Raw genomic sequence first — 22,002 nt, 5'->3', positions numbered from 1 at the left:
CGTCGACTCCGCCGTCGCCGCGGCCCGTGCCGCCGAGGCGGGTCACGACGTGACCGGCGTCCACCTCGCGCTCTCCGCGAACCCCCAATCCTTCCGCACGGGCGCGCGGGGCTGCTGCACCATCGAGGACTCGCGCGACGCCCGCCGCGCCGCGGACGTCATCGGCATCCCGTTCTACGTGTGGGACCTCGCCGACCGCTTCCGCGAGGACGTCGTGGAGAACTTCGTCGCCGAGTACGAGGCCGGCCGCACCCCCAACCCGTGCCTGCGCTGCAACGAGAAGATCAAGTTCGCCGCGCTGCTGGACAAGGCCCTGGCCCTGGGCTTCGACGCCGTGGCCACCGGCCACTACGCGCGCGTGGTCACCCTGTCCGACGGCACGCGCGAACTGCACCGCGCCTCCGACATGGCCAAGGACCAGTCGTACGTCCTCGGCGTGCTGGACGACCGGCAGCTCGCCCACGCGATGTTCCCGCTCGGCGACACGGTCACCACCAAGGACGAGATCCGCGCGGAGGCCGAGCGCAGGGGACTGGCGGTGGCCAAGAAGCCCGACTCGCACGACATCTGCTTCATCGCCGACGGTGACACCCAGGGCTTCCTCGCGAACCGGCTGGGCCGGGCCGAGGGCGACATCGTCGACGAGTCCGGCGCCAAGGTCGGCACGCACGAGGGTGCCCACGGCTTCACCATCGGCCAGCGCAAGGGCCTGCGGATCGGCACCCCCGCCCCCGACGGTAAGCCCCGCTACGTCCTCGACATCTCCCCGGTGACCAACACGGTCACCGTCGGCCCCGCGGACTCCCTCGACGTCGGCGCGCTCACCGCGATCGAGCCCCGCTGGTGCGGAGCCGCCCCGACCGGCCCCGGCACCTACACCGCCCAGCTCCGCGCCCACGGCGGCGAGACCGAGGTCACCGCCGAACTCGTCGACGGCATCCTGGAGGTGTCGTTCAAGGAGCCGGTCCGCGGAGTGGCCCCCGGCCAGGCGATCGTCCTCTACGCCGGCACCCGGGTCGTCGGCTCCGCCACCATCGCCACGACGTCCCGCACGACGAAGACGCCCACGAGGGTCTGATCCGAGGCGCGGTCCCTGCCCGAAGACGTGAGCAGTCGGCGAACGAATGCCACTTTTGCGCTCATCTGAGCGTCAAAATGGCATGGGGGGCCGGAGTGTTCACGCCTTCGGGCAGGAGTGCTTCCTCTGGACGCGCGCGATGGTCACGGTGCCGCGGTGAACTCGTGGACGAATTCGATCTCACCCACGGTGTGGGCGTTGAACTCGTCGAGTTCCTCTGCCGGAACCCACAGTTCGAGGAGGGTCCGCCCGCCCGCCCGCTGGACGGGATACCGGGTGAGGAACTCCGACTCGACCTCGAACCGGGTGACGAATCCGGCACCGTCGTGCTTCACGTTCCAGTCCCGGGCGATCCTGATCGCGTAGTCCCCGTCGAGCACGGGAGGGAAGAACGGCCGCTCGGGCAGCCGGGGCGGCCAGGCCCGCCGCCCCGGCTGCCCGAGCGGCTCCGGCTCCTTCGGTCCGGTCGGACGCCACGGAGTCGTCGTCGCCCGTCGGCCGGTCGTCGACCTCGCTCCTGAACGTCGAAAGCCGCGGAGACGGCCGGCCGGAGGGCCGGACCGTACCGACCCGCCACGTCCGGCTGCCACGCCGTTTCCGCAGGAGCCGTGGGGGAGGAGCCGCCCCGCACCTCACCGCGCGAAGAACTCCGCCAACACCGGGGCCAGCACGTCCGGTTCGACCATGTGGGTCTGGCCGGGCAGGGTACGGCAGGTGCCCCGGGGGACGGCGTCCGCGATCGCCCGGGCGGCCTCGCGCATCCAGGCCGGGCTCGCGTCGCCCGCGATGGACAGCACCGGTACGGGGACCGACGCCAGCAGCTTCACCGGGACGCCGCCGTCCCCCATGACCGCGTCGTCGTACGCGAGGCTCGGCGCGATCGACTCCATGCCGGCCCACAGGGGGGACTGCCGGGCGCCCTGGATCACCGCCTCGCTCAGCCCGGTGAGACGCAGGAAGAGCTCCACCGCGTCCCCGCGGCGCCCTTCACGCAGTGCCTCCGTCAGGCGCTCGGTGTACCGCGCGCGTTCCCTCAGGTCCTCCTCGGACATGGCGTACGGCGTCTCGTACACGGCGACATGGCGCACCGGCAGACCGCTCGCCGCCGCGCGCAGCGCCAGCGCGCCGCCCGAGGAGACGCCGTACAGCGACGCCTCCCCGCCCGCCGCCCCGATCAGCGCCGCCAGGTCCTCGATCTCGCGTTCCACCGCGTACGGCGTCCGGTCCCCGCTCGCGCCGCGGCCCCGGCGGTCGTACACGACGACCCGGAACCGCTCCGAGAGCGGGGCGGCCAGCGGTGCCACCGTGGCGCCCGTCGACATCGCGCCGCTGACGAGGACGACCACGGAACCCCGTCCGGCGCTCTCGTGGGCGATGAGGGTGCCGTCGCGCGAAACGATGTTCTTGTCCATATCCCCACAGACTGCCGTACCGCGGCCCGATCGTCGGTGAGGCGGGCCGCGCGTCCGACGACCGCAACCCTTCTATCCGATCATCGGGCTTCCGGGTCTCCTTGGACGTCCACTTCGTAGAAGCACAGGTGGTCCTTGATACCGGCGACGTCCGGTTTCGGGTCCGGGTACGCCCATACGAGATCGGGCGCGTCCGGGCGCGACCAGTAGGACGCGGTGCCCTTGAAGGGGCAGTGGGTGCGGGTGTCGGACGGGGTCAGCAGGTCGAGCCGTACGTCCTCCGGCGGGATGTAGTACCGCGCGGGCAAGCCCGTCTCGCGCAGCACCAGCGCCTGGTCGCTCTCGGCCAGGACCTCCCCGCCGTGCACCACACGCACGGGCCGGTCGCTCCGCTCGACGGTGATGCGGTGTCCTCCGGTCATGGTCCACGCTCCTCGGTCAGCCGGGTCATGAGGTCGTCCGGGTCGGCGAGGCAGGCCGGACGCCGGCCGGTCCGAACCCCGAACAGTGCAGCGTCCGCCGAAGCCGCATTCTTCCCCTCCCCGCCGGACCGGCCCCGTACCCTGGGGCCGTGAACATCTGTGTCTTTCTCTCCGCCGCCGATCTGGACGAGCGGTACACGCGCCCCGCGCGGGAGTTCGCCGAGCTGCTCGGCAAGGGCGGCCACACCCTGGTGTGGGGCGGTTCCGACGTCGGCCTGATGAAGGTCGTCGCCGACGGGGTGCAGGAGGCGGGCGGCCGGCTCCTCGGCGTCTCCGTGGAGTTCCTGGCGGCGAAGGCCCGCGAGGGCGCCGACGAGATGATCGTCGCCCGGGACCTGGCGGAGCGCAAGCGCCTGCTCCTCGAGAAGGCCGACGCGGTGGTCGTCATGGTGGGCGGCACCGGCACGCTCGACGAGGCCACCGAGATCCTCGAGCTGAAGAAGCACGGGCACACGGACAAGCCGGTGGTCCTGCTGAACAGCGCGGGCTTCTACGACGGCCTCAAGACCCAGTTCCGGCGGATGGAGGACGAGGGCTTCCTGCCCCGCGCCCTCACCGACCTGGTGTTCTTCGCCGAGGAGCCCGTCGGGGCACTGGCGTACCTCGAGGAGAGCCAGGGCATCGAGTGACCCGGTCCGGGTCCTCCACGGGAGAACCCGGGCCACTCCCCGGCCGCGTGATGATGCGAGCATGGCGGGCATGCCTACACATGTGATCACCGGAGCGGGCTCCGGCATCGGCGCGGCCGTCGCCCGCCGGCTGCACGCGCGCGGGGACGAACTCGTCCTGCACGCACGTTCGGCGGGGCGCGCGAAGGAACTGGCGGCCGAGTTCCCCGGCGCGCGGACCCTCGTCGGCGACCTGGCCGACCCCGACCGGCTCAGCTGGGCCTTCTCCCACCAGTCCCTCCCGGACCGGGTGGACTCCCTGCTGCACATCGCCGGCGTCGTCGACCTCGGCGAGATCGGCGAGCTGACCCCGAAGAGCTGGCGGCACCAGCTCGACGTCAACCTCGTCGCCCCCGCCGAACTCACCCGGCACTTCCTGCCCCAGCTGCGCGCGAGCCGCGGACACGTGGTCTTCGTCAACTCCGGCGCGGGCCTGAGCGCCCACGCCCGGTGGGGCGCCTACGCGGCCTCCAAGCACGGCCTCAAGGCACTCGCCGACTCCCTGCGCGAGGAGGAGCACGGCAACGGCGTCCGCGTCACCTCGGTCTACCCCGGCCGCACCGCCAGTCCCATGCAGGCCAAGGTGCACCAGCAGGAGGGCAAGGACTACGACCCCGGCCGGTGGATCGACCCCGAGTCGGTCGCCACCACCCTCCTCACGGCCCTCGACCTGCCCCGGGACGCGGAGGTCAACGACCTGACGGTGCGGCCGGGGCGCTGAACTCCCGGACGCACGCCCGACGGCCCCACCGGAGCACCGTCCTCCCCACCCGTTCCGTACGCTTCGGGGGTGAGCGAAAACAGCCAGTTCAGGTTCGGGGCCGCGACCGGGGTCGGGTCGATGCCGGGCGGGGACGTCCTCGAGGCCGTCAAGACCGTCACCGGAAGCTTCGAGGACTTTCCCTTCCTGCCCGAACTGCCCGCCCGGGGACCCGGCGCGGACATGATCGGCCGGACCGCCGGGATGCTCGTCGAGCTGTACGCGCGCGTGGAGCCCAGCGGCTGGCGGATCGGGGACCGGCCCGGACGCGACACCAAGCGGGCCCGCTCCTGGCTCGGCCAGGACCTCGACGCGCTGGAGGAGTACACCCAGGGGTACGAGGGCCCGCTGAAGGTGCAGGCCGTCGGCCCCTGGACGCTCGCCGCCCAGCTGGAGCTGCGCAACGGCGAGGTGGCCCTCTCCGACCCCGGCGCCTGCCGGGACCTCGCCGCCTCGCTCGCCGAAGGGCTGCGCCTGCACCTCGCCGAGGTGAGCCGGCGCGTGCCCGGCGCGCGGCTCGTCCTCCAGCTCGACGAACCCTCCCTCACCGACGTCCTGCGCGGCCGGGTGCGCAGCGCCAGCGGCTACCGCACCCACCGCGCGGTGGACCGGCAATTCGTCGAGTCCGGACTGAGGGACGTGTTCGGGGTGCACGACGCCGGCCCGGTCGTGGTCCACTCGTGCGCGCCGGACGTCCCGTTCGCCCTGCTGAGACGGGCGGGAGCGCAGGCGGTCTCCTTCGACTTCTCGCTCCTCACCGAACGTGACGACGAGACGATCGGGGAAGCGGTCGAGAGCGGCACCCGGCTGTTCACCGGTGTCGTGCCGGGGACGGACGGCCCGTTGTCGGACCCTGCCGGTAGCGTCATGGGGGTCAGAACGCTGTGGCGCAGGCTGGGGCTGCGGCCGGGCCTCCTCACGGAGGCGGTCACGGTCACCCCGGCGTGCGGACTCGCGGGGGCCTCCCCGGAGTACGCGCGCACCGCCTCCGCACACTGCGTCCGGGCGGCGAGATCCCTCGCGGACAACCCAGAGTGACGGAAGGACACACGGTGGCGGGTGACCAGCAGGCGGAGACGACGAGTGTGCCGGCGAAGGCGCGGGAGCGGCACGCCCGGCTCGCCGAGCAGATCGAGGAGCACCGCTTCCGGTACTACGTGAACGACGCGCCCGTCGTCAGCGACGCCGAGTTCGACCGGCTGCTGCGCGAACTGGAGGCGCTGGAGGAGCAGTACCCCGCACTGCGCACCCCCGACTCCCCGACCCAGAAGGTCGCCGGGGCGTACGAGACGGAGTTCACCTCCGTCCAGCACCGCTCCCGCATGCTCTCCCTCGACAACACCTTCAACGACGACGACCTCGCCGCCTGGGTCGAGCGCATCCACCGGGAGCTGGGCGCACAGGAGTTCCACTTCCTGTGCGAGCTGAAGGTCGACGGCCTCGCCGTCAACCTCACCTACGAGCACGGGCGCCTGGTCCGCGCGGCGACCCGCGGCGACGGCCGCACCGGCGAGGACATCACGCCCAACGTACGGACCATCGCCGAGATCCCGGACCGCCTGAAGGGCGACGGGGTGCCCGCCCTCGTGGAGATCCGCGGCGAGGTCTTCTTCCCGATGGAGGAGTTCCAGGGCCTCAACGCCCGCCTGGTGGAGGCCGGTGACAAACCCTTCGCCAACCCGCGCAACGCGGCGGCCGGTTCGCTGCGCCAGAAGGACCCGCGCGTCACCGCCACCCGCCCCCTGCACATGGTCGTCCACGGCATCGGCGCCCTGGAGGGCTTCGAGGGCCTCGCCCGCCTCTCCGAGGCGTACGACCTGCTGAAATCCTGGGGCCTGCCCACCTCCGAGCACAACCGTGTGGTCGACGGCCTCGAAGGCGTACGGGAGTTCATCGCGCACTACGGCGAGCACCGGCACTCCGTGGCGCACGAGATCGACGGCGTGGTGGTCAAGCTCGACGAGATCCCGCTCCAGGGCCGCCTCGGCTCCACCTCGCGCGCACCGCGCTGGGCCATCGCGTACAAGTACGCGCCCGAGGAGGTCAACACCAAGCTCGTCAACATCCGTGTGGGCGTGGGCCGTACGGGCAGGGTCACCCCGTACGCGCAGGTCGAGCCGGTCACCGTGGCCGGTTCCGAGGTCGAGTTCGCCACGCTGCACAACCAGGACGTGGTCAAGGCCAAAGGCATCCTCATCGGGGACACGGTGGTGCTGCGCAAGGCCGGTGACGTCATCCCGGAGATCCTCGGCCCGGTCGCCGACCTGCGCGACGGCAGCGAGCACGCCTTCGTCATGCCGGCCGAATGCCCGGAGTGCGGTACGCCGCTGCGGCCGATGAAGGAGGGCGACGTCGACCTGCGCTGCCCCAACGCCCGTGCCTGCCCCGCCCAGTTGCGGGAGCGCCTGTTCTACCTCGCGGGCCGCAAGGCGCTGGACATCGAGCACTTCGGCTATGTCGCCGCCGCGGCGCTCACCCGGCCGTTGGAACCCGCGGAGCCGCCGCTGAAGGACGAGGGCGACCTGTTCGACCTCACCATCGAGCAGTTGCTGCCCATCAGGGCGTACGTCCTCGACCAGGACAGCGGGCTGCCCAAGCGGGACCCGAAGACGGGCGAGGAGAAGACCGCCACCGTCTTCGCCAACCAGGAGGGCGAGCCGCGCAAGAACGCGGTGGCGATGCTGGCGAACATCGCGGCGGCCAAGGAGCGTCCGCTCGCCCGGATCCTCACCGGGCTGTCGATCCGGCACGTCGGCCCGGTCGCGGCGGAGGCGCTGGCCCGGGAGTTCCGGTCCGTCGACCGGATCGAGCAGGCCACCGAGAAGGAACTGGCCGACACGGAGGGCGTCGGCGGCATCATCGCCGCCTCGGTCAAGCAGTGGTTCGCCGAGGAGTGGCACCGCGAGATCATCCGCAAATGGCGGGCGGCCGGTGTCCGCATGGAGGACGAGGGGGCCGGCGAGGAGGAGGGCCCGCGTCCGCTGGCGGGGCTGACGGTCGTGGTGACCGGCACCCTGGAGCATTTCACCCGGGACGGCGCGAAGGAGGCGCTGCAGAGCCGGGGAGCGAAGGTGACCGGTTCGGTCTCGAAGAAGACGTCCTTCGTCGTCGTGGGCGACAACCCGGGGTCGAAGCACGACAAGGCGATGCAGCTCAAGGTGCCGGTTCTGAACGAGGAGGGCTTCACCGTCCTGCTCGACGAGGGGCCGGAGGCGGCGGCCGCCGTGGCGCTGCCCGTCGAGGAGTAGTCGGGGAACAGCAGGTGAAAGGCCACTCGATCGGCGCATACCAGATGGATACGGGTGGCTGGGGCGCATTCGGGCAACCGTCGGCGACCGGTGCCCCTGGAAGCCCTCCGCAGCCTACTGTTGGGAGGTGCGCCCGCCGTGCCCAGCTGCGGTCGGGGCATCCCCATGTTCGTGGCGGCACGGTGAAAGGGCTTTCCCTCACGGAGCCGCCGGGGGTTGTCAGGCATCGAGCCGCGTGGCGTGGGCACCGCCGGCTGTGAGAGGGACGGGAATGGAACCCACCGAGAGCGCCGCCCCGGGCTCACGGCTGCGCCGGGGCCTGCGCCGCATGGCGGCCGTACGGCGACGCGGACGTGGGACAGGACGGCCCGCGGGGCCTGCGGGCGCATCGGGACGCCCCGGTGCGCGCACCGCGGAGGCGCGTCCCCGGGGCGTGCGCGGCACCGGAAGACAGGCCGCGGGGCAGCCGGCGGCAGGACAGCCGGGAGCCGGGCGGGGTCCCGGGGCACCCCGGCTCTCCACCGGACTGTCCTCGGACGGCCCGGGCCTGTCCGAAGCGCACGCGGAACGGCACCTCTCCTGGCCCGCGCTGCCCACGGCGGTCGTCTCGGCGGCCGCGTTCGTGCTCGGCGCCGGTGTCCTGGGAGCGTTCACCGGCGGTCACGCGCTCTTCCCGTCCGGCCGCGTCGGCTGGTCCCTGGCCGTACTGACCGGGATCGTCGTCGGCCACCTGGTGATGCTGGGCCGCTCCCGCTGGTGGGGCGGCACCGGCTCGGGCGCCGCGGTCACCCTCGCCGTGCTGCTGCTCTACGGCTGGGTCCCGGCCGGCATGGTCAGCCTCACCGTGGTCGTGCTGGTCGGCGTGGCCCGGCGGGGCCGCTGGCGGCAGGGCATCCTGCACGGCGCGGTGGACCTGCTCGGCATCGGCGCCGGCGCGCTGGTGCTGGCCCTGTGCGGGTCCGTACCGTCCGTCGAGTCGCCCTCGACCCCGGACCGTTGGGGTCTGCACACCGCCTTCGAGGTGGTGCTGGTCGCCGCCGCGTATCTCGCGGTCACCCGCACCCTCTACTGGTACCTGCACGTCCCGCGGGGCGGACTGCCCACGGTCGCCCGCACCGCCCTGGTCAGACAGGGCCTGGTCGCGGTGGCGCTCCTCGGCATAGCGCCGCTGATCTGCGTGGTCGCCGACGCCCGGCCGATCGTCCTGCCGCTGTTCGCCATCCCGCTGATCGCGCTCGACTCCATGCTGTGGATCGCCAGGGCCCGCGCGGAGGAGCAGTTGCGCGATCCGCTGACCGGGCTGCCCAACCGCCAGTGGCTCCTCGAGCGCATCTGGACCGCGTTGGACGACGCCGAGCGCGCGGACGCCCGCCCCACCCTCATGCTGATCGACCTCGACCGGTTCCGATCGGTCAATGACACTCTTGGTCATCTCGCGGGTGACCGGCTGCTGCTCCAGATCGCCGACCGGCTGAGACTGGCCCTGCCGCGCGGGGCGGAGGCCGCGCGGCTCGGCGGCGACGAGTTCGCCGTCTTACTGCCGGTCTCCGACTCCACCACGTCCGCGACCCGGGTCGCCCGCAGCCTGGTGTCCGCCCTCAGCTCGCCCCTCGACCTCGACGGCCTCACCCTCGTGCTGGAGGCCAGCGCGGGCGTCGCCGTCTTCCCCGACCACGCCCTCGACGCGGAGGGCCTGCTGCGGCGCGCGGACGTGGCGATGTACCAGGCCAAGCGGGACCGTACGGGCGTCGAGGTCTACGAGTCCAAGCGGGACTCCAACACCCCCGACCGGCTGGGACTCCTGGGCGACCTGCGCCGGGCCCTGGACGCCCACGAGGTCCAGCTCCACTACCAGCCCAAGGTCCGCTTCGACGGACAGGTCGCGGGCCTGGAGGCCCTGGTCCGCTGGGTGCACCCGGAGCGCGGCAGGGTGCCGCCGGACGAGTTCATAGCGATCGCCGAGTCCTCCGGGCTGATGCCGCACCTCACCGAGTACGTGCTGGAGACCGCGCTCGGCCAGGTCGCCGAGTGGCGTGCGCAGGGCCTGTTCGTGCCGGTCGCGGTCAACGTCTCCCCGCGCGACGTCCACATCCCCGGCTTCGCCGGCTCCGTCGCGGCCCGGCTGGCCCGGCACGGCGTCCCGGCGGGGGCCCTCCAGCTGGAGATCACCGAGCACGTCCTCCTGGAGGACCCGCAGCGCGCCGCCGACACCCTGAACGCCCTCACCGGGCACGGCGTGCGGATGTCCCTGGACGACTTCGGCACCGGCTACTCCTCCCTCGTGCACCTGCGGCGGCTGCCCGTCAGCGAGCTGAAGATCGACCGCTCGTTCGTGGCCCGGCTGGCCGTCGACGCCGAGGACGCCGAGATCGTGCGCTGCACCGTCGACCTCGCCCACTCGCTCGGACTGCTCGTCGTCGCCGAGGGCGTCGAGGACGACGAGACCTGGGAACGCCTGCGCGACCTCGGATGCGACGCCGTCCAGGGCTGGCTGGTCGCGGCCGCGATGCCGCCCGCCGAAGCCACGGCCTGGCTCCTCGCCCGCGGCTCCCGCGGCTGGCAGCGCCCGGCAGCCGCCCTCCCGGCAGTGGCCGCCGACGACTCCGGCCACCCGGCCTGAACCCATGGGGCGCCCCGCATTCGGGGGGTGCGGGGAAACCGTTTCACGGGTACGGGGCCGCGCCCCATAGGATTGGGGCCTGTCGTCACCTCCCCGCCCGCCGCGCCACGCCTGGCCCGGGACGCGACGACAGGCCCTAGCCCGAACCGCACACTCACCCCAGAGGAACGCTGCATGCCTGGCATTACGCGCGAGGAGGTCGCCCACCTCGCCCGGCTGGCGCGTCTGGAGCTGAAGCCCGAAGAGCTCGACCACTTCGCAGGCCAGCTCGACGACATCATCGGCGCGGTCGCCCGCGTCAGCGAGGTCGCCGACCAAGACGTACCGCCGACCTCGCACCCGCTCCCGCTGACGAACGTCATGCGCCCGGACGAGGTCCGTCCCTCGCTCACCCCCGAGCAGGCGCTCTCCGGCGCCCCGGCCCAGGAGCAGCAGCGTTTCAAGGTGCCGCAGATCCTGGGGGAGGACTGAATCGCATGATCGACATCATCAAGCTCACCGCGGCCGAGACCGCCGCGAGGATCGCCTCCGGCGAGCTCACGGCCGTCCAGGTCACCGAGGCCCACCTGGCCCGGATCGAGGCCGTCGACGAGAAGGTGCACGCCTTCCTGCACGTCGACCGCGAGGGCGCCCTCGCCCAGGCCCGCGCCGTCGACGAGAAGCGCGCCAAGGGGGAGAAGCTCGGCCCGCTGGCCGGCGTTCCCCTCGCGCTCAAGGACATCTTCACCACCGAGGGCATCCCGACCACCGTCGGCTCCAAGCTCCTCGAGGGCTGGATCCCGCCGTACGACGCGACGCTCACCAAGCGGCTCAAGGCCGCCGACGTCGTCATCCTCGGCAAGACCAACATGGACGAGTTCGCCATGGGGTCGTCGACCGAGAACAGCGCCTACGGACCGACCGGCAACCCCTGGGACCTGACCAAGATCCCCGGTGGCTCCGGCGGCGGGTCGAGCGCCGCGCTCGCCTCCTTCCAGGCCCCCCTCGCCATCGGCACCGACACCGGCGGCTCCATCCGCCAGCCGGCCTCCGTCACCGGCACGGTCGGCGTGAAGCCGACGTACGGCGCGGTCTCGCGTTACGGCATGGTGGCGTTCTCCTCCTCCCTCGACCAGGGCGGCCCCTGCGCCCGCACGGTCCTGGACGCGGCCCTGCTGCACGAGGTCATCGCCGGGCACGACCCGCTCGACTCCACCTCCATCGACGCCCCGGTCCCGCCGGTCGTCGAGGCCGCCCGCAACGGCTCGGTCGCCGGCATGCGCGTCGGTGTCGTCAAGCAGTTCCGCGGCGAGGGCTACCAGGCCGGCGTCATCCAGCGGTTCGACGAGTCCGTCGAGCTGCTGAAGGGACTCGGTGCCGAGATCGTCGAACTGGACTGCCCGTCCTTCGACCTCGCGCTGTCGGCGTACTACCTGATCGCCCCGTCCGAGTGCTCCTCCAACCTCGCCCGCTTCGACGGCCTGCGCTACGGCCTGCGGACCGGCGACGACGGCACGCACTCCGCCGAGGAGGTCACCTCGCTGACCCGCGAGGCCGGCTTCGGCCCCGAGGTCAAGCGCCGCATCATGCTCGGTACGTACGCGCTCAGCTCCGGCTACTACGACGCGTACTACGGCAGCGCCCAGAAGGTCCGTACGCTGATCAAGCAGGACTTCGACAAGGCGTTCGAGCAGGTCGACGTGATCGTCTCCCCGACGACCCCGACCACCGCCTTCGCGATCGGCGAGCGCGCCGACGACCCGATGGCGATGTACCTCGCCGACCTGTGCACCATTCCGACCAACCTGGCCGGCAACGCGGCCATGTCGCTGCCCTGCGGCCTCGCGCCTGAGGACAACCTGCCGGTCGGACTGCAGATCATCGCCCCGGTCATGAAGGACGACCGCCTCTACAAGGTGGGTGCAGCCGTCGAGGCGGCCTTCGTGGAAAAGTGGGGCCACCCGCTGATCGAGGAGGCTCCGTCGCTGTGAGCGCACTGACCAAGGCCAAGGGCTTCAAGAAGTCCCGGTCCGGTACGTATCTGTCCATGGCCGCCACCGCGTTCGGCGCGCTCGGCGTCGCCAAGCGCGTCAAGAAGGCGCGGCACGAGAAGGACACCCTGGTCCTGATCGACGCCACCGTGTCCGCCGTCGCGATCGTCACGGGCCTCGCCATCCTGTACCGCGAGCTGAAGCGGCTGGGCGACGACGACGTCCTGCTGGGCTGAGAGGGAAGTTACACCGTGACCACCACGACCGACCTGGTGTCGTACGAGGACGCACTCGCGTCGTACGACCCCGTCATGGGCCTCGAGGTCCATGTCGAACTCGGCACCAGGACCAAGATGTTCTGCGGCTGCTCGACCACGCTCGGCGCCGACCCGAACACCCAGACCTGCCCCATCTGTCTCGGCATGCCGGGCGCGCTTCCGGTCGTCAATGCGATCGGCGTCGAGTCCGCCATCAAGATCGGTCTCGCGCTGAACTGCGAGATCGCCGAGTGGTGCCGCTTCGCCCGGAAGAACTACTTCTATCCGGACATGCCGAAGAACTTCCAGACCTCCCAGTACGACGAGCCGATCGCCTTCAACGGCTACCTCGACGTGCAGCTGGAGGACGGCGAGACCTTCCGCGTGGACATCGAGCGCGCCCACATGGAGGAGGACACCGGCAAGTCGACGCACGTCGGCGGCGCCACCGGCCGCATCCACGGCGCGTCCCACTCCCTGCTCGACTACAACCGGGCCGGCATCCCGCTGATCGAGATCGTCACCAAGCCGATCGAGGGAGCGGGCGAGCGGGCCCCCGAGGTCGCGCGCGCCTACGTGCGTGAACTGCGCGAGCTCATCCGGGCGCTCGGTGTGTCCGAGGCCCGGATGGAGATGGGCCAGATGCGCTGCGACGTCAACCTGTCGCTGCGCCCGCACGGCCGGGAGAAGTTCGGCACCCGCTCGGAGACGAAGAACGTCAACTCGCTGCGGTCCGTGGAGCGCGCGGCCCGCTTCGAGATCCAGCGGCACGCCGCCGTGCTGAACGACGGCGGGACGATCATCCAGGAGACCCGGCACTTCCACGAGGACACGGGGTCGACGACCTCCGGCCGCGTGAAGGAGGAGGCCGAGGACTACCGGTACTTCCCGGAGCCCGACCTGGTCCCCGTCGCCCCGTCCCGCGAGTGGGTCGAGGAACTGCGCGCCGGGCTGCCCGAGCTGCCGCTGGTGCGCCGCAACCGGCTCCGCGAGGAGTGGGGGATCTCCGGCACCGACATGCAGGCGATCCTCAACGCCGGTGCGCTGGACCTGATCGTCGCGACGATCGACGCCGGCGCGGACGCGGCCTCCGCCCGCAAGTGGTGGATGGGCGAACTCGCCCGCAGTGCCAACGAGTCCGCCAAGACGCTCGACGAGCTGGCGATCACGCCGGAGCAGGTCGCCCGCGTCACCGCGCTGGTGGCCTCCGGCGACCTGAACGACAAGCTGGCCCGTCAGGTCATCGAGGGCGTCCTCGCGGGCGAGGGCACCCCGGACGAGGTGGTCGACCGGCGCGGTCTGAAGGTCGTCTCCGACGACGGCGCGCTCACCGCCGCCGTGGAGGAGGCCATCGCCGGCAACCCGGGCGTCGCGGACAAGATCCGCGGCGGCAAGGTCGCGGCGGCCGGCGCGCTGGTCGGCGCGGTGATGAAGGCCACCCGCGGTCAGGCGGACGCGGCCCGCGTCAAGGAGCTGATCCTTCAGCAGCTGGGCGTCGCCGAGGGCTGAGCCCCGGGCGCCGCACGGGAGCACGGGAGGGTGAAGAGGGGGACGCATCGGGTTCGATGCGTCCCCCTCTCCCGTGCGGTCGGCTCCGTGGCACGGCCGACGCCGGTGCTTCACGCGGTCGGTGCCGGTGTCTCACTAGGCCAGGTCCGACCCGAGGTCAGGGCCGGCGCCCCACCACGCGGACGAAGCCGAGCGTGCGGCCCTCGTCCACGCGCAGCATCCGTGCGCTCTCACGGCTCGACCGCACGTGGAACTCCTCCGTGCTCTCCTCGGCGACGACGTCGCACCAGAGCAGCCAGTCCCGCCAGCCGTCCGGCTGCCAGTCGGCCGCCTCGACCTCCACGGCCCCGCTGCGGGTCCAGTGCCGCCGCCACCACCCGGGGGTGTGGAAGCACCAGAACGCGGGGTCCCAGAAGGGCTTCAGGTGCTCCGGCGGCTCGCTGCCCTCGATCTCCTCGCGCATCGCCGGGACGACGACACCGATCCGCCCGCCCGGCTTCAGCAGCCGGGTCAGCGACGGCAGGTACAGATCGTCGGTGCCGAAGTACTGGTACGCGTCGATGGAGACGATCGCGTCGAAGCTCTCGTCGCCGAAGGGAAGGTCGTGCGCCTCGGCGAGGACCGGAAGCACCCGGTCGGCGACGCCCGCCCCGGCGATGCGGCGCGCGTTCTCCTCGGGCTTGATCCACAGGTCGGCCGCGGTGACCTGGAGGTCGTACTCCCTGGCGAGGAAGACGGACGTCATGGCGCGTCCGCAGCCCAGGTCGAGCACGCGTGCGCCGGGGCGCAGCGTGTCGAGGCCGAGGGCCGGGGCGAGCCACTCCAGCAGCCACAGGGGGTGCGGGCCCATCGTGTTCTCGACGGTCCAGCGGGCGTCGTAGGCGCTGCTGCGCGGGTACCGGGGCAGGGTGAGGCGGTCAGTGAGGTCGTCGTGCGGGGTGTGCGGTGTGATGTCCGACATCGTTGAACGGGCTCCTTGGGGCCGTGCAGGGGGAAAGGACTGCGTCGGAGATCGGGCGGACCGTCATCAAAGCACCTGCTTCAGCCGGAGCGGCGAGCTGCCGCGGAACGTCGGACCGACGGACGCTAGCAGGTGAGGCGCACCCCCGCATCCCCGTTCCCTGGCCCGGGGCGATACGCTCCCGCGCCATGAGCGGACGCGCTGATTCCGACCTGTCCCCGGACACTCGCGCCGACGACGCCGACGACGCCGGGCACGGCGACGACGTCGGGCACGGCGACGATGCCGAAGGCGCCGGGCACGGGGAGCACGGGGAGCACGGCGAGCACGGCGAGCATGGGGAGCACGGGGAGCACGACGAGCACGACGACGACACCCCGCACCGGGCCCGACGGGCCCGGTGGGCCGCGGTCGGCGCCGGGGCCGTACTCACCCTGGCCGGGGCGGCCGCGGCGCTGCTCCGCCTCACCGGCTCCGTCCCGGCCCTCGTCCCGGCGGCCTACGCCTGCGGTGCCGGCGCCTGCGCACTCGCCGCCGTGCTGGGCTCGCGCGGACGGACCCGCAGGGCGCTGTGGCTGTTGATCGCGGGACTGATGGTGATGGCGCTGGGGGACCAGTTCGACTGACCCCGGTACGGGTGTGCGACCTCACGTCCGAGGGTGGATTCAGGAAGATTGTCGCAAAAGTTCCCATTCTGCGAACTGTGAATAAGCACACGAACGTAACAAACGATCATTTTGGGCTGGAAGAGTGTGAATTCCTTGCTCATATGTTCTTTGCGGGCTGTTCGGTTCACAAGCGACTTTCCCGGCCAAAGATCCCCCCGACAGTCACTCTGGAGCATGATTCGTGACAGCACTCGCACGCTGGTGTGTCCGACGCCGTCTGATCACCGTTCTGCTGTGGCTTCTCGCCCTCGGCGGGGTCGCGGCCGGAGCCTTCGCAACCGGAAACGCGTACTCGAACGACTACGAGGTGCCCGGCACCGAGTCCGGGTACGCCACCGAACTGCTGCGGGAGGGCTTCCCGGCCCTCTCGGGCGACAGCGACACCGTCGTCTGGCACACCCCGTCCGGCAGCGTCCTGGATTCCGACGTCGAACAGAGCATGACCCGCGCCCTGGACCGCATACAGGACCTGCCCGGCGTCGCCGCCGTGAGCGGGCCCTACGGGGACGACGGCACCGGCGGGATCAGCGCGGACGGCCGCACCGCCTACGCCACCGTCGTCTTCGACGACCTGGCCAAGGACATCGACGAGGGCGAGGCGGCGGCCGTGCTCGCGACGGCCGAGGCCGCTCAGACCGACGGCCTCCAGGTGGAACTGGGGGGCAGCGCCGCCGCGCTGACCGGGGCACCCGAGGGGCACCTCGCCGAGATCGTCGGAGTGGCGGTCGCCGCCGTCGTCCTCTTCCTCGCCTTCGGCTCGCTCGCCGCCTCGCTGCTGCCCATCGCCACCGCGCTGGTCGGCGTCGGCACCGCATACGCCTCGATCGTGCTGCTCGGGCACGTCATGACCGTCGCCGACTTCGCGCCGATGCTGGGCATGCTGATCGGACTCGGCGTCGGCATCGACTACGCGCTGTTCATCGTGACCCGGCACCGGCGCGGACTGAAGCGCGGGCTGTCCGTCGCCGAGGCCGCCACCGAGGCCGTCGCCACCACCGGACGCGCGGTCGTCTTCGCCGGGGCCACCGTGTGCATCGCCCTGCTGGGCATGCTGATCCTCCGGCTGAACTTCCTCAACGGCGTCGCCGTCGCGGCCTCGCTCACCGTGGTGCTGACCGTCGCCGCCTCCGTCACCCTGCTGCCCGCGCTGCTGTCGCTCATCGGCATGCGCGCGCTCAGCCGCCGCGAACGGCGCCGGTTGGCCGAGACCGGACCGCAGCCGGAGCTGCCGACCGGCTTCGCCGCCCGCTGGGCGGCGTTCGTGGAGCGCAGGCCCAAGCTGCTCGGTGTGCTCGCCCTGGCCGTCATGGCGGTCCTGGCGCTGCCCACCTCCTCCCTGCACCTCGGCACGTCCGACCAGGGAAACGACCCGAAGACCTCCACCACCCGCCAGGCCTACGACCTCCTCGCCGACGGATTCGGCCCCGGCATCAACGGCCCGCTCACCCTCGTGACCGAGGTGGACGGCGCCGCCGACCGGCTCGCCCTGGACCGGATCGACCCCGTGCTGGGCGGGACCGAGGGCGTCGCGTCCGTCGGGCCGGTGGTCCACAGCGCGGACGGCCGCATCGCGTACCTCTCCGTCGTACCGGAGTCCTCCCCGCAGTCGAAGCGGACCAGCGACCTGGTCGACCGGCTGCGCGAGGACGTACTGCCGCGCGCCGAGGCCGGCACGACCCTCGACGTGCGGGTCGGCGGCGTGACGGCCGGCTACGACGACTTCGCCGACGTCATCATCGGCAAACTGCCCCTTTTTGTCGGTGTCGTCATCGGCCTGGGCTGTCTGCTGCTCCTGCTCGCCTTCCGGTCCGTCGCCATCCCGATCAAGGCCGCGGCGATGAACGTGGCCGCCGTCGCCGCCGCCTTCGGCGTGGTCGTGGCGATCTTCCAATGGGGCTGGGGCAGCGAACTGCTGGGCCTCGGCAGCGCGGGCCCCATAGAACCCTTCCTGCCCGTGATCATGGTGTCGGTCCTCTTCGGGCTCTCCATGGACTACCAGGTCTTCCTGGTCAGCCGGATGTACGAGGAATGGCTGGAGACCGGTGACAACCGGCGCGCGGTACGGGTCGGCCTCGCCGAGACCGGCCGGGTGATCAACTCCGCGGCCGTCATCATGATCTCGGTCTTCCTCGCCTTCGTCCTGACCGGCGACCGCGTGATCGCGATGTTCGGCATCGCGCTCGCCGCCGCCGTCGCCCTCGACGCCTTCGTCCTGCGGACCCTGCTCGTCCCCGCCCTCATGCATCTGCTCGGCGGCGCCAACTGGTGGCTGCCGCGCCGGCTGGACCGGATCCTGCCGCGCATCAGCATCGAGCCGCCCGAGAGCCGTGCCGCCCATGAGAGGCTGGCCGCCGCCACCGACGCCGAGGTGGAGGACGTGCTGGCCGAGAAGGAACGGAAGACGGATGTACGCCATACGACTGGGTGACGACGGATCCGAACTGCGTCCCCTGGAGCCCTGGCACGCGGAGGAGTTCCTCGCCCATCTGGAGCGGGGCCGGGAATTCATCAACCAGTACGTCCCCTTCGGCTCCAAGGCCGTCGACGTGCCCACCGCGCGGGAGGCCCTCCAGCGGTACGCCGACCTCCGCGCCGCCGACACGGCCGCGCTGCACGGCCTGTGGCTGGACGGCACCCTCGTGGGCGGGGTGCTCACGCTCAACTTCGACGCCGGCAACGGCACCTGCGAGGTCGGCTGCTGGCTGGAACCGGCCGCCACCGGACGCGGGCTCGTCACCCGCGCCATGCGGGTGCTGATCGACTGGGCGATCGACCAGCGGGGCATCCACCGCGTGGAGTGGGTCGCCGCCGCCGGCAACGGGCCCAGCCTCAACATCGCCCGCCGGCTCGGCATGACCCTCGACGGGGTACGGCGCCAGTCCCACCTCCACCACGGCGTACGGCACGACCTGGAGGTGTGGTCGGTCCTGGCTCCCGAATGGCGGCAGGCCCGCGCGACACACAGCGATCATTAAGGCGCTTCTCAGAGAGCGTCCGTACGGTGCGCCTCATGGGTACCAAGACCGAGACCGGGAAAGCGGCCAAGGCCGAGGACAACAGCGAGGACAACAGCGCGGACAGGAGGGGGACCGGGGCCGGGGCGGCCGTTGACGCCGACGTGACCGACAGCGGCACCACGGAACCGGAGACGGACGGGGAGCCGGAGCCGGACACGCCCTCGGAACCGGAGGCCCAGGGTGCCCAAGGAGTCGGACAGGGCGCCGCGGCGATCGTCTCCGTCGGGCTCGGCGTCGTCTCGCTCACCGGCAGCTGGCTCGGCACGGTGGCCGCCGCCCGCGAAACCCTCGTCGGCCAGCTGGAGACGGCCGCGAACTCGACCGTCGCCACCCAGGTCAAGGAGATCTACGGCGACGCCTGGCGGACCAGCGCGCTGTGGGGCGGCCTGTTCGCGCTGACCGCGCTGGTCATCGGCGTCGTGGTGCTCGCGCGGCCCGCGTTCGGGACGCCCGGCGCCGGGCAGGCGCCCTGGATCAAGTCGGCCGCGTGGGGCGGTGTCGCCCTCGGCGTCATCGGGCTGCTGCTCGCCGTCCTCAAGTACACCAACGTGCTGCTGGGGCTGCCCGCGACCGGTTGAGCCGCCGCGGGCCCCCGGCGGACACCGGGGAGAATCCGCACAGTTCCCGAGGGGCCTTAGTCCGGCCACGAGCGCCTTATGACCGGACCAAGGCCCCTCACGCGTACCTAAGGCCCCGGGGCCGCCGAAGATGCGGAACTTTCCCGATGTGGCCGGCCCGCCCGGGAGACGAAGGTGGAGGCATCGCGAAAGGCGATGCCAGACACCGACTCCCCGAGGGAACACACCATGTACGAGTACGAGATCGCCATGAACCGCGCCGCCGACCTCATCCGCCGGGCCGACGAGGAGCGCAGGGCCCGCGAGGCCGTCCGCCTCGCACGTGCCGCCCGCCGTGAAACCGAGGCACGCGGCGCCGAGCACGAGAGCCATAGCCGCCGCCCGCACCGCCCCCGGTTCGCCCGAGCGGTATGAGTCCCGCCGCGGGGACGGGGAGCGCCGGCCGCGGTGACCGCACGGGGAAGAGCGACCTGACGCGCGACGGCGGCCGTACGGGGGTCGGCCGCCGTTCCGCCGGAACGAAACCGGTGCCGGAGCGCCGCATCGAGCCCGGGAGCGGAGGCGCCCAGCCGGTTCCGGCCCCGAACGGGCACCGCGCCGCGGCGTCCTGGGCGGCGAAAACCGATGCCGGGCCGGCGGACCCGCGTGCGATGCTCGGGGCCGTGGAGACCAGATCTGTCAGCCCCGTGTTCGTCGGCCGTGCGGCTGAACTCGACATCCTGAACACCGCGCTCGCCCGCGCCGCCGCAGGCTCGGGCGAACCGCAGGCGCTGCTCGTCGGGGGCGAGGCGGGCGTCGGCAAGACCCGCCTCGTCGAGGAGTTCGCCACCGCGGCCGCCGGCCGGGGCGCGGTCGTCGCGCTCGGCGGCTGCGTCGAGATCGGCGCCGACGGCCTGCCCTTCGCCCCCTTCTCCACCGCACTGCGCCGGCTGCGCCGCGAACTCCCCGCCCGGCTCGCCGCCGCGGCCGCCGGACAGGAGGAGGAACTGGCCCGCCTGCTGCCCGAACTCGGCCCCGCCGCCCCCGAGACCCGGCGCGACGAACACGGCATGGCCCGCCTCTTCGCGCTCACCGCCCGGCTGCTGGAACGCGTCGCCGCCGAACACACCGTCGTCCTCGCCCTGGAGGACCTGCACTGGGCCGACGCCTCCACCCGCCACCTGCTCGCCTATCTCTTCCGCACCCTGCGCACCGGCCGCCTCGTCGTCCTCGCCACCTACCGGTCCGACGACATCCACCGCCGCCACCCGCTGCGCCCCCTGCTCGCCGAACTCGACCGGCTGCGCACGGTCCACCGCGTCGAACTCGGCCGCTTCAACCGCGAGGAGGCCGGCCGCCAGCTCGCCGGCATCCTCGCCCGGGAACCCGAACCGGACCACGTCGACGAGATCTTCGAACGCTCCGACGGCAACGCCTTCTTCATCGAGGAACTCGCCGCCGCCTCCCCCGAGGGCTGCCGCAGCGGACTCACCGACACCCTGCGCGACCTGCTCCTGGTCAGGGTCGAGAGCCTGCCCGAGAGCGCCCAGCAGGTGGTCCGGTGCGTCGCCGAGGGCGGCTCCACCGTCGAGCACCGGCTGCTGGCCGCCGTCGCCCGGCTCGCCGAGGACGACCTCCTCGGCGCCCTGCGCTCCACGGTGAACGCCGGCATCCTCACGCCCGCGCCCGACCGCGACGGCTACCGCTTCCGCCACTCCCTGGTCCGCGAGGCCGTCAGCGACGACCTGCTGCCCGGCGAACGCTCCCGCCTCAACCGCCGCTACGCCGAAGCCCTGGAGGCCGACCCCACCCCCGTCCCCGCCGACGAACGGGTGACCCGTCTGGCCAGCTACTGGTACCACGCCCACGACGCCGCCAAGGCCCTGCCCGCCGTCCTCGACGCCTCCGTCGAGGCCCGCAGACGCCACGCCTACTCCGAGCAACTGGGCCTGCTGGAAAGGGCGATGGAACTGTGGGACGCCGTCCCCGACGCCGTACGGGCCGTCCTGCGCCCGGTCGCCTACACCGAGGCCTACCCGCCCCCACCGCCACAACGACGCGGTACGCCGCCCGGTGCGCCCCGAAGCGGTGACCCGGAGGCGGCCGGAGCGGTCCCCCTGCACTACCTCGACCTGCTGGCCGAGGCCGCCGTCGCCGGGCGGCTCTGCGGGGAACGCGAACGCGCCATGAAGATCATCAAGAGGGCCCTGCGCGTCCTGGACGAGGAACCGGACCCGCTGCGCGCCGCCTGGTTCTGGGTCCAGCGCTCCCGGCTCACCCAGTCCCTCGCCCGCGGTGACGGCTGGAGCGAACTCGGCACCGCACAGGACCTGGTGCGCGGCCTGCCCCCGTCCGAGGTGCACGCCGAGGTCCTCGCCTCCGCCGCCAACTGGTCCATGCTGCACGAGCCGGGCCCCGAAGCCATGGCCGCCGCCGAACGGGCCGTCGAGTACGCGCGCATGGTCGGCGCCCACGACATCGAGCTCAACGCCCGGCTCACGCTCGGCGGCCTCAAGGTCGACGCGGGTGACATCGACGCCGGACTCGCCGAGATGTACGAGGTCAAGGACCGGGCGACCGAACTGGGCGTGGACCCGGTGGTGGGCCGCAGCCACATCAACCTGCCGTCCGCCCTTGAAGGCATCGGCCGCTCACAGGAGGCGGCCGCACTCCTGAGGGAAGGCCTGCGGGTCACCCGCGAACTCGGCCTGCTGGACTCGGAGGGCTGGGTGTGGGGCAACCTCGCCGAGACCCTCCACTCCCTCGGCCACTGGGACGAGGCGGCCGAGGCCGCC

The 22,002-nt window shown here is 72.3% G+C and carries 20 protein-coding genes; 16 read left to right on the top strand and 4 right to left on the bottom strand.

The window, feature by feature from the left end; genetic code table 11:
* Positions 1 to 1,078, top strand: a 1,078-nt coding sequence (gene mnmA, locus AOK11_RS08815) for a tRNA 2-thiouridine(34) synthase MnmA (protein WP_055593096.1), incomplete at its 5' end; no start/stop codon positions are given.
* Between the two features lie 143 nt (positions 1,079 to 1,221).
* On the opposite strand, the gene AOK11_RS08810 is transcribed toward mnmA, so the two are convergent.
* The 3 genes from AOK11_RS08810 to AOK11_RS08800 form a co-directional block, all read right to left on the bottom strand.
* The gene (locus AOK11_RS08810; RefSeq protein WP_420902977.1) at positions 1,222 to 1,668 is read right to left on the bottom strand and encodes a hypothetical protein; all 447 of its coding nucleotides are present in this window, start codon (positions 1,666 to 1,668) and stop codon (positions 1,222 to 1,224) included.
* A gap of 42 nt (positions 1,669 to 1,710) precedes the next feature.
* The gene (locus AOK11_RS08805; RefSeq protein WP_055593095.1) at positions 1,711 to 2,490 is read right to left on the bottom strand and encodes an alpha/beta fold hydrolase; all 780 of its coding nucleotides are present in this window, start codon (positions 2,488 to 2,490) and stop codon (positions 1,711 to 1,713) included.
* An 80-nt stretch (positions 2,491 to 2,570) separates the two neighbouring features.
* The gene (locus AOK11_RS08800) at positions 2,571 to 2,912 is read right to left on the bottom strand and encodes a DUF427 domain-containing protein (RefSeq protein WP_055593094.1); all 342 of its coding nucleotides are present in this window, start codon (positions 2,910 to 2,912) and stop codon (positions 2,571 to 2,573) included.
* Between the two features lie 149 nt (positions 2,913 to 3,061).
* Here AOK11_RS08800 and AOK11_RS08795 point away from each other — a divergent pair, with 149 nt between their 5' ends.
* The 9 genes from AOK11_RS08795 to gatB all read left to right on the top strand — a co-directional run bounded on the left by AOK11_RS08795 (position 3,062) and on the right by gatB (position 14,004).
* The gene (locus AOK11_RS08795; protein WP_055593093.1) at positions 3,062 to 3,601 is read left to right on the top strand and encodes an LOG family protein; all 540 of its coding nucleotides are present in this window, start codon (positions 3,062 to 3,064) and stop codon (positions 3,599 to 3,601) included.
* A gap of 61 nt (positions 3,602 to 3,662) precedes the next feature.
* Positions 3,663 to 4,361 (top strand): SDR family oxidoreductase, encoded by a 699-nt coding sequence (locus AOK11_RS08790; protein ID WP_079034714.1) that lies wholly within the window; start codon positions 3,663 to 3,665, stop codon positions 4,359 to 4,361.
* Between the two features lie 69 nt (positions 4,362 to 4,430).
* Positions 4,431 to 5,438: a methionine synthase gene (locus AOK11_RS08785; protein ID WP_079034713.1), complete on the top strand. Its 1,008-nt coding sequence runs from the start codon at positions 4,431 to 4,433 to the stop codon at positions 5,436 to 5,438.
* Between the two features lie 14 nt (positions 5,439 to 5,452).
* A complete protein-coding gene (ligA, locus tag AOK11_RS08780) occupies positions 5,453 to 7,648 on the top strand; it encodes an NAD-dependent DNA ligase LigA (RefSeq protein ID WP_055593091.1) in 2,196 nt (731 codons plus the stop codon).
* A 271-nt stretch (positions 7,649 to 7,919) separates the two neighbouring features.
* Positions 7,920 to 10,268 carry a putative bifunctional diguanylate cyclase/phosphodiesterase gene (locus AOK11_RS08775; protein ID WP_055593090.1) on the top strand — a complete coding sequence of 783 codons (2,349 nt, stop codon included), beginning with the start codon at positions 7,920 to 7,922 and terminating at the stop codon, positions 10,266 to 10,268.
* Between the two features lie 174 nt (positions 10,269 to 10,442).
* Positions 10,443 to 10,739, top strand: coding sequence for an Asp-tRNA(Asn)/Glu-tRNA(Gln) amidotransferase subunit GatC (gene gatC, locus AOK11_RS08770; RefSeq protein WP_031117542.1), 297 nt, complete (start codon positions 10,443 to 10,445; stop codon positions 10,737 to 10,739).
* A 5-nt stretch (positions 10,740 to 10,744) separates the two neighbouring features.
* Positions 10,745 to 12,238 carry an Asp-tRNA(Asn)/Glu-tRNA(Gln) amidotransferase subunit GatA gene (gene gatA, locus AOK11_RS08765; RefSeq protein WP_055593089.1) on the top strand — a complete coding sequence of 498 codons (1,494 nt, stop codon included), beginning with the start codon at positions 10,745 to 10,747 and terminating at the stop codon, positions 12,236 to 12,238.
* The gene (locus AOK11_RS08760; RefSeq protein ID WP_055593088.1) at positions 12,235 to 12,474 is read left to right on the top strand and encodes a hypothetical protein; all 240 of its coding nucleotides are present in this window, start codon (positions 12,235 to 12,237) and stop codon (positions 12,472 to 12,474) included. The genes gatA and AOK11_RS08760 overlap by 4 nt, the downstream gene beginning before the upstream one ends.
* Positions 12,475 to 12,489: 15 nt before the next feature.
* The gene (gene gatB, locus AOK11_RS08755; protein WP_055593087.1) at positions 12,490 to 14,004 is read left to right on the top strand and encodes an Asp-tRNA(Asn)/Glu-tRNA(Gln) amidotransferase subunit GatB; all 1,515 of its coding nucleotides are present in this window, start codon (positions 12,490 to 12,492) and stop codon (positions 14,002 to 14,004) included.
* Positions 14,005 to 14,161: 157 nt separating this feature from the next.
* On the opposite strand, the gene AOK11_RS08750 is transcribed toward gatB, so the two are convergent.
* A complete protein-coding gene (locus AOK11_RS08750; protein ID WP_055593086.1) occupies positions 14,162 to 14,965 on the bottom strand; it encodes an SAM-dependent methyltransferase in 804 nt (267 codons plus the stop codon).
* Between the two features lie 188 nt (positions 14,966 to 15,153).
* Between AOK11_RS08750 and AOK11_RS08745 the strand changes: the two genes are divergently transcribed.
* The 6 genes from AOK11_RS08745 to AOK11_RS08720 form a co-directional block, all read left to right on the top strand.
* A complete protein-coding gene (locus AOK11_RS08745) occupies positions 15,154 to 15,591 on the top strand; it encodes a hypothetical protein (RefSeq protein WP_055593085.1) in 438 nt (145 codons plus the stop codon).
* Between the two features lie 223 nt (positions 15,592 to 15,814).
* The gene (locus tag AOK11_RS08740) at positions 15,815 to 18,061 is read left to right on the top strand and encodes an MMPL family transporter (RefSeq protein ID WP_055593084.1); all 2,247 of its coding nucleotides are present in this window, start codon (positions 15,815 to 15,817) and stop codon (positions 18,059 to 18,061) included.
* Positions 18,039 to 18,608, top strand: coding sequence for a GNAT family N-acetyltransferase (locus AOK11_RS08735; RefSeq protein WP_055593083.1), 570 nt, complete (start codon positions 18,039 to 18,041; stop codon positions 18,606 to 18,608). The genes AOK11_RS08740 and AOK11_RS08735 overlap by 23 nt, the downstream gene beginning before the upstream one ends.
* A gap of 35 nt (positions 18,609 to 18,643) precedes the next feature.
* Positions 18,644 to 19,228: a hypothetical protein gene (locus AOK11_RS08730; RefSeq protein WP_055593082.1), complete on the top strand. Its 585-nt coding sequence runs from the start codon at positions 18,644 to 18,646 to the stop codon at positions 19,226 to 19,228.
* A gap of 195 nt (positions 19,229 to 19,423) precedes the next feature.
* Entirely contained in the window at positions 19,424 to 19,642 is a 219-nt protein-coding gene (locus AOK11_RS08725) for a hypothetical protein (protein ID WP_420902976.1), read from the top strand.
* 236 nt (positions 19,643 to 19,878) lie between these two features.
* On the top strand, positions 19,879 to 22,002 hold a 2,124-nt coding region (locus AOK11_RS08720), incomplete at its 3' end, for an ATP-binding protein (protein WP_055593097.1).

The organism is Streptomyces hirsutus, from assembly GCF_001418415.1.
Taxonomy (GTDB): Bacteria; Actinomycetota; Actinomycetes; order Streptomycetales; family Streptomycetaceae; genus Streptomyces; species Streptomyces hirsutus.
This window is presented reverse-complemented; position numbering and strand designations above follow the sequence as displayed.